The following is a 13648-nucleotide window of genomic DNA, read 5'->3' as shown; positions in this document are numbered from 1 at the left end:
GCGACTTGGCGACACTCCATTCTGCCGATGGCACACTCTACAAGGCGCTGATGGACATCGCCTGGGCAGTTCGATCAGACCTCGTCATCGCACGGCCCATTGCGTCGCAATATTAGGTAATGTGCAACGCTATCGACCTCGAACCTGACGAGCTACATCCGTGAGCTGTTGCCTTAACCAGACCATTCCTGGGTCAGAGTCGTTACGCTCGTGCCAAACGGCAGTAACATCAACGTCGGGACAGTCGTACGGCATCTGATGAATCTTCAACTCGCCAAAACGTTCAAGTTCTCGGGCTAACGAGGATGGCAAAACCGCGATCATTTCGCTGTACGAGAGAAGCGCTGGCATCGCGAGGGAATGGGCAACCGACACACGGACGCGCGGTACCTCATCTTCGCCTGAGTAGCCTCTTTCAAGCGCTCGCCTATCGAACATCTCAGATTGTCGAGCCAAGCCACGTTCAAGAATGAAGCCGCCTACCGCGCCCTCTTCCTCCCCACCCAGCGAGACCACGACAAGCGGATACCGTAGAAGGTCCTCTTTGCTAAGCTCGCGGTCCGCAGCGGGATGATTTCGGTGCAACAAAAGGACATCAGTCTGTTGCCAGAGCTTCATCGATTGAAATCGTGAAGGAATGTCCGAGAAGATCCCGATGGCGATATCGATCCGACCAACATCAATTTGGCCAGCCAAGTCCAGGCGGGTTGATGGACGCACAACTAGGTCGACCATCGGTGCTTCGGCGCTTAGTCGCTGGCTTAGTCGCCCCACAAGCAGGGAGGTGATGTAATCGTTCGCTGCGACAACAAACTTTCGACGTGCTTCGGCGGGAACAAACAGGTCAACGCCAAGTGCTGCGCGGATTTGCGCCAGCGCTCCTCGAACTTGACCTGCCATTTTTGTTGCGCGCACGGTCGGCACCATGCCTTGCCCTGTGCGAACAAACAGATCGTCACCTACGACCTGTCGCATCCTCCCTAGCGCGTGGCTTATCGCAGATTGGCTAAGATTCAATCGCTTTCCAGCGAGAACAAGGTTCCTATCCTCATAGACAGCATCGAACACACGAAGCAGATTGAGGTCCATTCGGTCGAGACTCATTCCTTGTCCCCTCCAACCGAACCTTGCTTTTTCTCATGAGAGTAGTGTCGGCAACTATCGCCGAGTGCTTCAAAAAGTGCCTTTGAGACTCGGTCAGTTCCTGTCAAAACTTCGGGGTGCCACTGCACGCCGAGCGCAAAGTGATTACCCGGCAGACTGCAGGCTTCCACCAATCCGTCAGGCGACATAGCCTCAACGAATAACGGCGGGGCAATTTTCGCAATCCCCTGACGATGAAGCGAATTCACGTGCGCATGGTCACTTCCTGCCAAACGACTGAGAATGCCTCCGGTTGCCAGGGAGACGTCGTGTTTGTACCGGTACCGGGTCGGGATGTCTTCGTCGGCTTTCTCGAGATGGACCTCCGAGTAGCCATATAGTCGAATGTCTTCGAACAGGGTGCCACCGAAGGCAACGTTCATCTCCTGACAACCACGGCAGATCGCAAGAAACGGCATGGAGCGCCGTGCTGCTCCTTGAAAAAGGTGCAAGGCGACATGATCTCGGTCTCGATCAATGAGCGATTGGCTAGCGGAAAGACCGCCGTAACGCGCCGGATCGACATCGGAAGCGCCACCGGGAAACAAGAGCCCATCCAAAATATCGAGATACCCGTCGGTTGAAACCATTAGCTCCGTTGCAGGGACAAGAACGGGGTCGACTGCTGATATCGAAATCAATGCTCTCAGGTAGCTATGCTTCGAACCGTGGACATCATGACTGTCCGCCATGAAACGATCGCAGACAACCCCGACAATCGGTCTTCTTTTAACAACTTCTCGCATCAGATTGCCCCTGCGCCGTCATGCGGATGGCTCTTCGCATACTCCTTCAGACTGAAGCCCGGATGCTCGACATGTTTCACTCCAAGCTCGGCCCCCTGTGCGAGCATCTTACGAGCCATCATATGGTCTTGAGGACTGTTGACGCTGTCTACGGCGCAGAGTTTGCCATCGCGGAAGTAGAACAGCGAGAACTTGGCGTCCGATACTGAGCCGGAGATTGCAAAATCAGTGTGGCCGCTACTGATTCCAGCCATCTGCAGCTTCACGTCGTACTGGTCGGACCAAAACCAGGGCACCGAATGGTAGGGATGGGGCTTCCCGACGATAAATGCAGCGGCGGCCTTCGCCATATCGTTTGCGTTCTGTACCGATTCGATGCGACAAGGACGTCCTTCTTGCAGATCCCAGTACGGAACGAATGCGGCACAATCACCCACTGCAACAATCGACGAATCACTCGTACGGGTGAATGAGTCGACCAGAATTCCACCCTGGACCTCGAGTCCACACCCCTGCGCCAGCTCGGTATTCGGCTCGACACCGATGCCGACGACTACGAGATCAGCGGTGAGCGTCGTACCGTCGTTCAGGGTGACCCGTGCGCGGCCGTGGTCGTCCCTGATCTCGGAAATAGTGCGACCAAGCTGAATCGAGACGCCCTTTTCAGAGTGCAAACCTTCGACGAAAGAAGCAAGTGATGCAGAGGCGACTCGTGCAAGCAGATTTTTCTGGGCCTCTATTACCGTGACGTCAATGCCCTTCTGACGAAGCGACGCGGCGACTTCGAGACCGATGTATCCACCGCCGACAACGACTGCTGACTGGGTATCTTGCATACGGGCCACGAGCCGAGACGCGTCGTCCAGGTTACGGAGATACAAAACCGCCTCGTGAGCCGCTCCGGGACAGTTGAGCATGCGTGGCCGCGCGCCGGTCGCTATGCCTAGGAAATCGTAGCCTCGGCGCGAGCCGTCGTTGAGTTCGACCGTCTTTGAGCCCCGGTCGATAGCCGTCACGCGTGCGCCGCGCGTCAAGTCGATTCTTTGATCTTCGAAAAAGGCGTTCGACTTAAGCGGGAGCCGCTCACTGGTGAACGCGCCGCTCAAATAGCCCTTCGACAGAGGCGGTCGTTGATAAGGAGCGTAGGACTCGTCTCCGAGCAAGTCGATCCTCCCTTCGAATCCCAATTCGCGCGCTGACGCTGCAAGTTGCAGCCCCGCATAGGAGGCTCCGATGATCAGAAGTTGTTCGTTCATAGGATCAACCTTGCTTGTCTGGAATACGGACGACCAGGCCGGCGGTGGCTGGCTCGACAATAATCTGGCAGCTCAGCCTGCTCTCGGGACGACGCTGAGCAGCGACCCCATCGAGCAATTCCACCTCCAAGTCATCGGGAGGAGGCAACTGCGCAGTCGAGGTCGGCTCGACATAGACGTGACAGGTCGCGCACGACAGGCAACCGCCGCACTCTGCGTCAATGCCGCGCACGTCGTTCTGGATCGCCGCCTCCATCACACTGGTGCCAGGTTTGACGTCGACTTCGCGTGGCGTACCGTCGCGCAGGATGTATGTGACGATTGGCATTTGTTTCTCCTTTGTGGGTCCGCTTAGAACATCTCGAAATATTCTCGGTGCTCCCACTCCGTCACCTCGAGATTGAAGCGAGCCACCTCTGCCTCTTTCAGCTTGCAGAAGTAGTCGACGAACGCGCCGCCGAATCCCTCCCGCAAGCACTCGTCGGTCCGCAGCGCGTCGATTGCGACGTCGAGGGTTCGAGGCAAAGCTGCAGCTTGCGTCTCATAGGGCGTGTCGGCCGACGGCGGCAACTGTAATGCCCGGCGCATGCCGTCCAATCCAGAAAAGACCTGCGAAGCAAAATAGAGATACGGATTCGCAGTCGGCTCCCCGATGCGATTCTCGATACGACTCGCGGGGTCACCCGGAGCTCCAAGCACGCGAAGCATCACTCCGCGGTTATCGCGACCCCAAATGGCGCGGTCAGGCGCATTGGAATAGGGGCGGTAGCGTCGATATCCGTTGATCGTCGGCGTGGCAAGGGCCGTCGCGCCTTGCGCGTGAGCAAGTAGCCCGGCGAGATATCGCTGCCCGACGACTGAGAGCGGTGAGTCAACAGTCTCTGGCACAAACGCATTGGCTCCGTCAGACTTGCCAGTAAGCGATTGATGCAGGTGCCAACCGCTTGAGACAACGTTGGGAATGCGGGGACGACACATGAACGTCGCGTGGTATCCGTTGCGCTGGCAGATTTGTTTGACCGCGCTTCGGAAAAGCACCATGTCATCTGCCGCTTGAATTCCCTTCGTGGGCGCAAACGTAAACTCGAACTGACTCGGTCCATATTCGACTTCCAGCGACCGCAAAGGTAGGCCCAATGCCAAGACATCTTTGCGAATCTTTTCAAGCATTTCATCCGCGGCGTCGTAGCGCAACTCAGTCAAGTATTGATATCCCCGCGAGAGCAGCTCAATGTCGGGTGCGATACCCGGCTGCCCTGAGTGTTCAAGGCCCAGGTTCTCGTTCGTAATTTTGAAAACATGGAATTCGACTTCCAGACCTGAGACGAAGTCGTAGCCTTCGCCGCTCAACTGCTCGAGCGCGCGTCGGAACAGATGTCGCGTGCCAAATGGCACCGCATTCCCGTTAGTAAAGTAGACGTCACAGAGAATCCATCCTGTGTGTGGCGCCCACGGAAGGGTTCGAAATGTCTCCGGGTCTGCGACCATCAAGGTATCGCACGCCCCCTGCATCTCGGGCATATCGAAGCCACCGCCATTTTCATACACCGGAAAGACGGTGCGGTGCGATGTATCTTTTGCAAAAAGCGTCGTCGTGAGCGTCACACCGCTTTTAAGCGCCTTTATCGCCTCGTCAACGACCAACGTCTTGCCTCGCAGCAAACCGTGCTGGTCAGGAAACGAGAATCGTACGACCTCGATGTCCCCTTTTTTTAACCGTTCAAGCACCTGCAGGTACGCGTCCGACTGCGAACTCGTCCAGAGGCCGTGTGTATCGACGAAAGACATGTCTCATCCGCCGGGCGGGAAGCCCGGCGCTCCATTTCTGATATTGGATTCCTGCTTAGGACTGGGCAGCTGCGGGCCAGGGTGCGGCGTTGCGACGCTCGAGGTCCGACTCTTTCCAGTACTCGTCCCACCGGTCGATAGGAGCGATACCGTCGATTGATGCGGGCCCAGTCATCTTGGAAGCCTCCGCTTCGTCGATGAGCATGAATGTCTTCTCGCCGGCCTGAGCCTTCTCGATCGCGGCGATCAGAAGCTTGCGGTACGCAATGATTCCCTTGTCGGTCGTACCGAGATGCTCTTTGGTTCTGTCCTGAATAGCGCCTTGCGACTCAACCGCCCATTGGTCATGGACGTTGATGTCAAAACCCATTCCGGTATAGGTCTGGCTCTGTTGCTCGGCCAGGTTGAATCCGTAGTTGTTCCTCTTGTTTTTACGCGAGGTGTACTCCGGAAGCTCGTAGAGCTCCAACCGCTGCTCGCGCATTTGCTGCTTGTTCGTTGGCTTATTGAAACTGGTGAAAATGGCGAACCAGTAGCAATTTTCGTCGTCGACGGGCACATGCCATTGCGTGATCGTCATCTCCGAACTCATCGGAATAACGAATGCCTGAGGGAACACCACGTTCGTCACGCGAACATGCATGTGGGTGTCGTCGACAGCGCGCTTTGCAATAAGACGCAACCCGTAGTCCGCAGGATTAACCAGGATCTCGGGCGACTCGAACTCACGCAGAACCTTCGTAATTGGCATCTCCGAGTTCGCCGACGCTCCGCGGAACTGTTTGCCGTAACTGTCGCTTACGTCTTCGTCCTCAAAGAAGCGATGCAAGAAAGAGGCATGGGCCGGGTCAATGCCGACCTCGAGTGCCTGAAGCCAGTTGCACTCGAAAAGCCCCTTAAAGGCGAACGTATACTCGTCCGGAGCGGCAAAGCAGTCGAAGTGAGGAAAGGCAGGTGGCGTACCGCTTCCGATGTAGGCAAAGATCACCCCGGCACGCTCGATGACTTCATAGCTGCGCTGTTTAATGCGCTTGCACAGGGTGCTTCCCGCCGGCTCACCCGGCGTGGACGTGCATTGGCCGTTGACGTCGAAAAGCCAACCATGAAAAGCGCAGCGAAGCCCGCCGTCCTCAAGACGTCCCGCGGCCAAGTCGGCGCCACGATGTGGGCAGTCTCTATCGAGCATCCCTAGACGGCCTTGCTCATCTCTGAAGAGAACGAAATCCTCCCCCATCAGGCGAACCGCCTTCACGGGCCGCTCACTCGGCAGTTCCTCAGCCAATGCAACCGGTTGCCAATAGTTCCTTAAAAGCTGACCGGCCGGCGTCCCTTTGCCCACGCGGGTAATCACGTCGTTCTGCTGCTGACTCATCATGGCGAATTTCCTCCTGTACACAGAAAGATGACTTATGCATTCAGCAGAAGCCATCAACATGACGAGAGACTAGCCAACAAATCGCTGATGTTCAATATCTGCATGCAAATCGACGTCGCCTCGATGAAAACGCCAAGCGGCAAATACCATACATACCATTGATTTTAATATTGTTTTATTTGTATGTAAGCGTAAACCCGCTGTCGGCAAAATTAACGTTTGGTATGCAACTCTCTCATTAATGAATACCGTTTAATGTATAAATGCATACTCTTCAACTTCCTCGCTTACCTTGATGCATGCACTATTGCTAGAATGACTGTGGGAGTTAGTTGTCGTCGCGTCACGAGAATCGGAGAGAAGCAATGGAATCCCAGCAAGAGCGCGTGCTTGTGTACCTTCGCGATCTGATCCTCAAAGGGGAGTTTGTCCCTGGCGAACGGCTCGCAGAAGTGGCGCTTGCAGAGCGGCTTTCAGCGTCCCGTACACCCGTTAGGCTTGCGTTGACTACGTTGGAGCAGGAAGGACTCGTCGAGCAGTCGCCGGGAGGCGGATACGTGATGCGGCGCATCACCGCTAACGAGATTTCCGACGCAATCGCCGTCCGCGGGCACCTGGAGGGGATGGCTGCCCGGCTCATCGCCGAGCATGGCGTGCCGAGACAGCTAGCAAATGCGCTCCAGGAGTGTTTGCGTGCAGGGGACAGGCTCTTCGAAAAACCGGCGCTCGGCATCGACGATTACGCGGCCTACACCGATATGAACAACCGCTTTCATAAGTTGCTCGTCGAAGGTTCAGGTAACGCCGCGTTGATTAGAGCAATCGAAGTCAATAATCGCTTGCCCTTTGCTGCGGCGAGCGCCATGTTGCCCATGCAGTCCGCCCTCGAAGAGGGACGCCAATGGCTGTTTCTAGCGCACCAGCAGCATCACAGCCTCGTGAAAGCGATGCTGAAGGGAGAAGGGACGCGCGCGCAGGCGATTGCAACAGAGCACGTCCAAATTGCGCAGAGCAACTTGACCTTCGCCTTGGAACGACCGGAAGTGTTCCGCAAACTCGCCCCCGCTCTACATCTCGTCACTGAAGCTGTTCTATGACGAGCTTCGCAGGGCAGTGCGAAGGTGTCGTACTGCCCTGCTTCGAGCCTAGCTAGTTAACAACGCCGCGAGCCGCTCGCCGATGATGACACTCGGCGCCATGGTGTTTCCCGTGGTCAGATTCGGCATCACAGATGCATCGGCGACACGAAGATTTCGAATTCCTCTCACGCGGAGCTGTGGGTCGACCACCGAACTTGCCTCGCGCCCCATCGCACAACTTCCGGAAAGGTGGAAATACGTTCCTGCGGCGTTCCGAATGAAGTTCTCCGTAGCTTGACGATCGAGCCGACCAGGTGCCACTTCGCGCTTCACGTACTCCGACAGTTCAGGCGAACTGCCAATCGCGCGACAAATCTCAACGCAGCGGACCAGCGCCTTCATGTCATCAGGCTCAGCAAGGTAGTTTGGGTCCACGATTGCCATTTGCCGAACGTCCTTTGACCGGAGCGTAATCTGGCCGTGGCTCTTAGGCTGCACCAGGCCAGGGAGGAGCGACCAACCTGCCACCGGAATCGCATACTGTTTTGCGACCTCGTCGGTCGCATACGGCACCTGAATCTGGAATGGTTGCAAGTCAGGTACGGGAAGAGCCGAATCGCTCTTCCAGAAGAGCGTGCATTCTCCAAGATTGTTCCTCGGAGGCAGCGCTTCTTTATATTCGTAGATGCAGCCACCCATCAGGATGTGGTCCCTTAGATTCCTGCCGACGTTCGGCGAATGTACGGCGACATGAATATCGAGCTTGCGCAAGTCCTCACTGTCGCCAATGCCTGACAGCATGAGCAGTTTTGGAGTTGCGACTGAGCCCGCCGAAAGCACCAGCTCGGTACTTGCTTCGATCCGCTTTTCCGCTCCAGCATGCAGCAATCGAACGGCGGTCGCACGGTCGCCCGTCAGTTCGATGCCGATGACTGTGGAATCTGTCAGGACGGTGAGATTGGGGCGACTCAGTGCTGGATACAGATAGGCGTTCGCAATGGAGTATCTTCGCCCGTCCTTGATCAGCGTTTGCGCGACCCCACAACCTCCGTCCTCCTCCATGGTTTTTCCATTCAGATCATCAGTAGAAGGAATTCCGACGCTGGCCGCAGCCCGCATCATTGCGGGGACGATGGGATTGTTATGTCGATCCTTATCAACGAAAATCTCTCCACGCTCCCCGCGCCACCGGTTAGGGTCGCCCTGCCAATTCTCAATCTTCCGGTAGATGGCGAGCACCGAGTCGTATCCCCAAGACGAGTCACCCGTCAGCTCCGCCCATTGTTCAAAGTTCTCTCTGTGGCCGCGGGCCCAGACCATCGCGTTAATTGCGCTTCCGCCGCCAATCCCGCGCCCCATCGCCAAAGGTATCGTGCGGCCGTTGCAGTGAGAGGCCTTAACGTACGGATATACATAGCTCGCGGCGGTACCGATGTTCGTCGGCCAGAGTGCGGGATCCTCGACTGATTTGACCTCGTTCCAACCACCAGCTTCGATGAGAAGCACCTTTGCCGCAGGGTTTTCAGAGAGTCTCGACGCGACAACTATTCCTGCAGTTCCTGCCCCGACGATAACGTAGTCGTACCGCCGCGACAATGCTTTGACGTTGCGAGACTGATTCGCCACTGCATTTGCGGCGTTCGCAGCAAAGCTACTTGCACTTGCAAATGAAAGTCCGCCGGCAATAGCGACACGAATGAATTCGCGGCGCGTGATTTTTCCTCGCATCACATTTTCTTCCGCGAGAGCCAACATATCCAATGAGAATTGATCAATCGCCATGTTCTTGTTCAGGGGAAATTCCCGCCTAATTGACGTGTCTCCTCCAGTCTGGAGGCGCTAGACTCGAGTTGCTCAGACTGAAATCAGAAGGGATATTCGGACGGCGTTTCAACTGAACTGATCCACTGAGACGTCGTGAATTCTTCGATGTTTGCCGGTCCGCCAAAGCGGCTACTGTTGCCAGAAGCGCCCATCCCACCGAAGGGCACCTGCGATTCTGTGTTCACGGGCTGATCGTTGACGTGAACCATTCCGCAACGTAAGCGCTTAGCCAGTGCGATCGCAGCTGACACTGACTTCGAATGAATTGCCGCCGCCAGACCATAGTCACTCGCATGCACAAGCTCAATGGCTTCGTCTATCGAGTCATAGACCGTCACAGGCGCAACCGGTCCAAACAGCTCATCCGTGAAGGCCGGCATGTCCGCAGTAACCTCCATCAGAACCGTAGGTTCGAAGAAGTTTCCCGTTCGCTTTCCGCCTGTGACAAGCACTGCTCCAATATCGACAGACTCTCTGACGATAGTTTCAACTCGTGCGGCCTGCCGCTCGTTGATGAGCGGTCCCAGATGTACCTGACCTTTTGCTGGGTTCCCCACTGACAGGCGTCCGGCACGCGCGGCGAGCTTCGAGATGTACTCATCAGCGACGCTTCGGTGGACAAGGTGTCGCCCGGCTTGCATGCAGATTTGGCCTTGGTGAAGGAAAGCTCCCCATGCACCGCATGAGGCGGCCTTATTGACATCGGCGTCTGGCAGGACGATAAATGGATTATTCCCGCCGAGTTCCAGTGACGTCTTCTTCAGCATTCGGCCGCAAATCTCACCAATCTGGCGACCCACAACTGTCGATCCAGTGAACGAGATCATCTTAACCACTGGATGTTGAACCAACGCTTCCCCGGCCTCAACGCCACCTGGCAAGACATGCAACAGTCCTCTTGGAAGACCTGCGTCCTCGAACAGTTGGGCGACCAGCGCGCCCCCTGTCACTGCGCTGTGGGGATCCGGCTTGAGAATTACCGCATTGCCCAATGCAAGCGCTGGCGCAATCGTACGAATCGCAAGTACCAACGGAAAGTTCCAAGGCGTAATGACGCCAACGATCCCGACTGGGATACGATGCCACGCATTCACACGACCCGGCACGGAACTAGGAAACAGCATTCCGTTTGACTGTAGCGGGAGACTCGCCGCTGTAATCAAATGCTCCCTGCTCGCATTGAGTTCCCAGGAGGCCTTGGGCTCGATCGAACCACACTCGCGAACGTTCCAATAGTTGAATAATTTCGATCGTTCTCCGATGAGGCGCGCTGCATCATAAAACACTGCCGCGCGTTTATCGAAAGGAGTGTCGGCCCATCGACGCTGCGCAAGCCGCGCACTTTGAACTGCTGCATCAACGTCAGACGGCCCGGATACGCCAATACGAGCAAGCTCGTCGCCCGTTGCCGGCTCAACTACTGTCGCGATACCTCGCTGACCATCTACCCATTCGCCAAGGTAGATCTTCTCGGCCCAAGGTTCTCTCGATTGTTGGTCCATCATCGCTCCTCCAGTTAATTTGAAGAATCGCCTCGCCGTCCTTCCGCTGACGTCTGGCTTGGAAGATGATCGACCCGCTAAAAATATTTACCTTGTCCGGCTTTCTCCAACTTCTTGACTGGAACGATTCTATCTGTGACCGTGGAGCACTTTGGTCCCGACCGTCTCAGGATGAGGCGGAGACGAAACTTCCTGCGCGCTCGCGCCACTCCGTTGGACTATGGCCAAAGTGTTGGCGAAACCTTCGGCTGAAGTGCGCGGCACTCGCAAATCCACAACGCCACGCTACCTCCTCGATCCGAATCCCATCCTTGCAAATCCCCTCGATCAGTTGCCTTGCACGCTCCAGGCGCTGACCCCAAAGGTAGCGCATCAATGAGGTGCCCTCGTCGTGGAAAAGTCGGTTTAGGTAGCTCACTGACACTCCCGCCGCACTTGCGATAGCGTGTGCATCAAGGCTCTCCTCTCCCAAATGGTTGGCGATGTGGCGCTTAGCTCTGTGATAGGCCGCTGTCGTAGAACGAGAGCCAGCAGCGCCACTCGACTCGAGAAGCACGCCGAGCCAGTCAATGAGATGCGACCCGAGCAAAGCCTGGGTCGTGTATCTCATTTCAGCAAAATTTGAAGCGACTGCTCGGATCATGTCAAAAACCACGCTTACGTCAGCAGAACTCATATCCGGTTCAATACAGTGGCTCAGCTGGCAACGAAAGCCTCGCTCCTGCAGAGAGGACTTTTTGCATCTCAGAACGATCAAGCTTGTTTCGTCTTGAAATGTCTCCGTGAACGGCATCGACGGATCAACGATGACCAATTCGCCTGCCGCAACAATTTTCCGGTCACCATCCTGCTCAAAGAGCAACTTCCCTTGGGACACGAGCTTGACGTAGATGTGTTGACTGTGCTCCTGCGTAGAGTTGTCGGGAAACAGAGTCAGCGCCGTCATCCTGACGGTGGAAAACGCTGTTTCACCCAATTCAATGGCTCGGACTTCAGCGTTATAGGGTCGAAATTTATCGGGTTTGCAGCCTAAGCCGTGGCTCAACGTTAGATATGTCCTTAGCTCCGACAGCGCGAGTTGTCCTTTGATCTCAATCCGCCCACCGCCGGACCTATCTGGATGAAACATAGTCAAGTCCTCAAGCCGATTAATCGCTAGGGAAACTACTGATTTTTCTTGGCACGGCTGGATGCGGCGAGCAAGAGCTTCGGATGTCAAGCGTACTCTTCACTGCGTCAGACGGACCAATAGTTGCCCATGAATGTTATTCATCGGCAAGTTGAAAAGACATCCCTTCTGATTAGTTTCTGCGTATGTCAATGTGTTCGGTACGGTTTTCTCGCCTTAATCACGTTGGCAACGGGCCGAGACGTTGAAAGCTCAGCTATATCAGGAGATTTACATTATGGAAGCAACAGTAGCGGTCTCGCACAAAGACCAACTGGTAGCGCACGTTATTCCGTTTCTGGAAGAAGTCAAGGATCTGACTACCGGTACCGAAGTCGAGCGCTGGCTAAACGAGAAATATGGCGTTGACAGCGACTTCTATCGTGAGACCGCGCGGCTGATTAAGCTCGGGGTGCTTGAGGAGGGTTGGGCCGCCAACGTCGAGATTGCAGGTCGGCGCTACCGCCGCGCCCGACTAGTGGACCCGTCTGAAGAAACGTTTGGCTTTAGCATCACCACGGTGTACATGGATAGCACCGAAAATACTCAAAGCAACCCTGAACAATCCTTCCGCGGAGACTACCACTCTCATCCCTACGGCGAGTTCAATATGGTCTTCTCGCTCAATGATAACGCAGCGCTTGCCGGACCGAACGGATGGTGTTACGGGGGATGGACGGCACCTGCGCCGGGAAGCCACCACTATCCGGAGGCAAAAGGCGGAGCCGTAATCGCGCTGTTCTTCCTGCCTGCAGGACGGATTGCATACAACGTGAAAGCGCCGGACGCACAATAACCGCAGGGCGCCGGTCACCGGCGCCCTCCTTTTTACGAATCACTCGGCATCGAACCCGAAGAAGGTCGTAAATCCCTCAACCGGCTCCCGAGCCATCGCAAGGCTGTTAATGTGCGAGTCCTCCTCAGCGAACCCTAGACTCATACCGCACACCAATCGATAGCCTTGAGGGAATCCGAGTTGTCTCGAGATGATGTCTTCGTATCGCGCGAAGGATACCTGCGGACATGTCGCCAATCCGACCGCTCGCGCTGCTAGCATAAGCGACTGCAAGAACAGCCCATAGTCGAGCCAACTGAACTCGGTCAGCGACGGGTTAATTGCAAAAATCAATCCTACGGGTGCACCGAAGAAATCAAAATTTTTTGCTGTAACCGCTGCACGCTGTTTCACGTCGCTCTTCGAAACACCCAGCGCACCATAATAAACGCTCCCAAATGCCTCTTGCCGAAGTCGCATGACTTCAGGAAGCGGATCTGGCATATGACGCAACGGCGGGTGAAGATTGGCAGCGTGAGCCCGACCCAACTCTTCGCTCAACGCCGCTTTTTTTTCTCCGCTTAGCACATACACATGCCACGGTTGGATATTGGAGTTGCTCGGAGCGTATCTCGCCACATCTAAAATCTCTTCGATGACCTTACGTGGCACTTGATCAGATTTGAATCTTCTCACAGCGCGACGGGAGCGAATGATGGCGTCAATGACGCTGGCAGTTGGATGCGTGTCTCGATTAATCTTCATGGATGAAATCACTGGAAGGATTTCTACATCATGACATGGACCCAAAAAGCATCGCAGTGAAACATGTTCACCTGCGAAGTGAATCGAGTTCATGTTCTCTTTCCGCACTTCTACCCGCTCTCTCATCCGCCTGCAGCGTTAAACGCAGACACTTTTTAATACTGCTGCTGCGACGTAAGGCAATCGGTAGATTGAATCACGTGCAATAGGATATTGCACGTGATTCC

General features: G+C 55.6%; 12 protein-coding genes. 2 read left to right on the top strand and 10 right to left on the bottom strand.

Features of this window, described 5'->3' with window-relative positions:
* Window positions 1–129: 129 nt before the first annotated feature.
* Genes LY284_RS29330 through LY284_RS29305 form a run of 6 tightly spaced genes read right to left on the bottom strand, consistent with a single transcriptional unit; the run spans window position 130 to window position 6308 of the window.
* Window positions 130–1104 (bottom strand): LysR substrate-binding domain-containing protein, encoded by a 975-nt coding sequence (locus tag LY284_RS29330; protein ID WP_035473615.1) that lies wholly within the window; start codon window positions 1102–1104, stop codon window positions 130–132.
* On the bottom strand, window positions 1101–1889 hold the full coding sequence (locus LY284_RS29325; RefSeq protein ID WP_035473617.1) for a gamma-glutamyl-gamma-aminobutyrate hydrolase family protein: 789 nt from the start codon (window positions 1887–1889) through the stop codon (window positions 1101–1103). Before LY284_RS29325 ends, LY284_RS29330 begins: the two co-directional genes overlap by 4 nt.
* Window positions 1889–3145 carry an NAD(P)/FAD-dependent oxidoreductase gene (locus tag LY284_RS29320; RefSeq protein ID WP_008348706.1) on the bottom strand — a complete coding sequence of 419 codons (1257 nt, stop codon included), beginning with the start codon at window positions 3143–3145 and terminating at the stop codon, window positions 1889–1891. Before LY284_RS29320 ends, LY284_RS29325 begins: the two co-directional genes overlap by 1 nt.
* 4 nt (window positions 3146–3149) lie before the next feature.
* Window positions 3150–3473: a 2Fe-2S iron-sulfur cluster-binding protein gene (locus LY284_RS29315; RefSeq protein WP_008348707.1), complete on the bottom strand. Its 324-nt coding sequence runs from the start codon at window positions 3471–3473 to the stop codon at window positions 3150–3152.
* A 23-nt stretch (window positions 3474–3496) separates the two neighbouring features.
* Complete coding sequence (locus LY284_RS29310; RefSeq protein ID WP_008348708.1) at window positions 3497–4933, bottom strand: glutamine synthetase family protein; 1437 nt, start codon at window positions 4931–4933, stop codon at window positions 3497–3499.
* 55 nt (window positions 4934–4988) lie between these two features.
* Window positions 4989–6308: an aromatic ring-hydroxylating dioxygenase subunit alpha gene (locus tag LY284_RS29305; RefSeq protein ID WP_008348709.1), complete on the bottom strand. Its 1320-nt coding sequence runs from the start codon at window positions 6306–6308 to the stop codon at window positions 4989–4991.
* Between the two features lie 365 nt (window positions 6309–6673).
* On the opposite strand from LY284_RS29305, the gene LY284_RS29300 reads away from it, so the two are divergent.
* Complete coding sequence (locus LY284_RS29300; protein WP_008348710.1) at window positions 6674–7405, top strand: GntR family transcriptional regulator; 732 nt, start codon at window positions 6674–6676, stop codon at window positions 7403–7405.
* A gap of 48 nt (window positions 7406–7453) precedes the next feature.
* Here LY284_RS29300 and LY284_RS29295 read toward each other — a convergent pair whose 3' ends face one another.
* The 3 genes from LY284_RS29295 to LY284_RS29285 form a co-directional block, all read right to left on the bottom strand.
* Entirely contained in the window at window positions 7454–9169 is a 1716-nt protein-coding gene (locus LY284_RS29295; protein WP_008348712.1) for a GMC family oxidoreductase, read from the bottom strand.
* 83 nt (window positions 9170–9252) lie between these two features.
* Window positions 9253–10716 (bottom strand): benzaldehyde dehydrogenase, encoded by a 1464-nt coding sequence (locus tag LY284_RS29290; RefSeq protein ID WP_008348713.1) that lies wholly within the window; start codon window positions 10714–10716, stop codon window positions 9253–9255.
* A gap of 163 nt (window positions 10717–10879) precedes the next feature.
* Window positions 10880–11842: a helix-turn-helix domain-containing protein gene (locus LY284_RS29285; RefSeq protein WP_008348716.1), complete on the bottom strand. Its 963-nt coding sequence runs from the start codon at window positions 11840–11842 to the stop codon at window positions 10880–10882.
* Window positions 11843–12119: 277 nt separating this feature from the next.
* Between LY284_RS29285 and LY284_RS29280 the strand changes: the two genes are divergently transcribed.
* Window positions 12120–12677, top strand: a complete 558-nt coding sequence (locus tag LY284_RS29280) for a DUF4863 family protein (protein WP_008348718.1) — start codon at window positions 12120–12122, stop codon at window positions 12675–12677.
* Window positions 12678–12716: 39 nt separating this feature from the next.
* On the opposite strand, the gene LY284_RS29275 is transcribed toward LY284_RS29280, so the two are convergent.
* Window positions 12717–13514 (bottom strand): nitroreductase, encoded by a 798-nt coding sequence (locus LY284_RS29275; RefSeq protein ID WP_309243223.1) that lies wholly within the window; start codon window positions 13512–13514, stop codon window positions 12717–12719.
* Between the last annotated feature and the right edge of the window lie 134 nt (window positions 13515–13648).

Origin of the sequence: Caballeronia sp. PC1 (genome assembly GCF_021353155.1) — a bacterium.
In the GTDB taxonomy this organism is placed as follows: Bacteria; Pseudomonadota; Gammaproteobacteria; order Burkholderiales; family Burkholderiaceae; genus Caballeronia; species Caballeronia cordobensis.
This window is presented reverse-complemented; position numbering and strand designations above follow the sequence as displayed.

Bases quoted from the DNA above. Each gene is read 5' to 3' on its own strand.
- LY284_RS29330 (WP_035473615.1), bottom strand. From the start codon at position 1,104: ATGAGTCTCGACCGAATGGACCTCAATCTGCTTCGTGTGTTCGATGCT.
- LY284_RS29325 (WP_035473617.1), bottom strand. From the start codon at position 1,889: ATGCGAGAAGTTGTTAAAAGAAGACCGATTGTCGGGGTTGTCTGCGAT.
- LY284_RS29320 (WP_008348706.1), bottom strand. From the start codon at position 3,145: ATGAACGAACAACTTCTGATCATCGGAGCCTCCTATGCGGGGCTGCAA.
- LY284_RS29315 (WP_008348707.1), bottom strand. From the start codon at position 3,473: ATGCCAATCGTCACATACATCCTGCGCGACGGTACGCCACGCGAAGTC.
- LY284_RS29310 (WP_008348708.1), bottom strand. From the start codon at position 4,933: ATGTCTTTCGTCGATACACACGGCCTCTGGACGAGTTCGCAGTCGGAC.
- LY284_RS29305 (WP_008348709.1), bottom strand. From the start codon at position 6,308: ATGATGAGTCAGCAGCAGAACGACGTGATTACCCGCGTGGGCAAAGGG.
- LY284_RS29300 (WP_008348710.1), top strand. From the start codon at position 6,674: ATGGAATCCCAGCAAGAGCGCGTGCTTGTGTACCTTCGCGATCTGATC.
- LY284_RS29295 (WP_008348712.1), bottom strand. From the start codon at position 9,169: ATGGCGATTGATCAATTCTCATTGGATATGTTGGCTCTCGCGGAAGAA.
- LY284_RS29290 (WP_008348713.1), bottom strand. From the start codon at position 10,716: ATGATGGACCAACAATCGAGAGAACCTTGGGCCGAGAAGATCTACCTT.
- LY284_RS29285 (WP_008348716.1), bottom strand. From the start codon at position 11,842: ATGTTTCATCCAGATAGGTCCGGCGGTGGGCGGATTGAGATCAAAGGA.
- LY284_RS29280 (WP_008348718.1), top strand. From the start codon at position 12,120: ATGGAAGCAACAGTAGCGGTCTCGCACAAAGACCAACTGGTAGCGCAC.
- LY284_RS29275 (WP_309243223.1), bottom strand. From the start codon at position 13,514: ATGAACTCGATTCACTTCGCAGGTGAACATGTTTCACTGCGATGCTTT.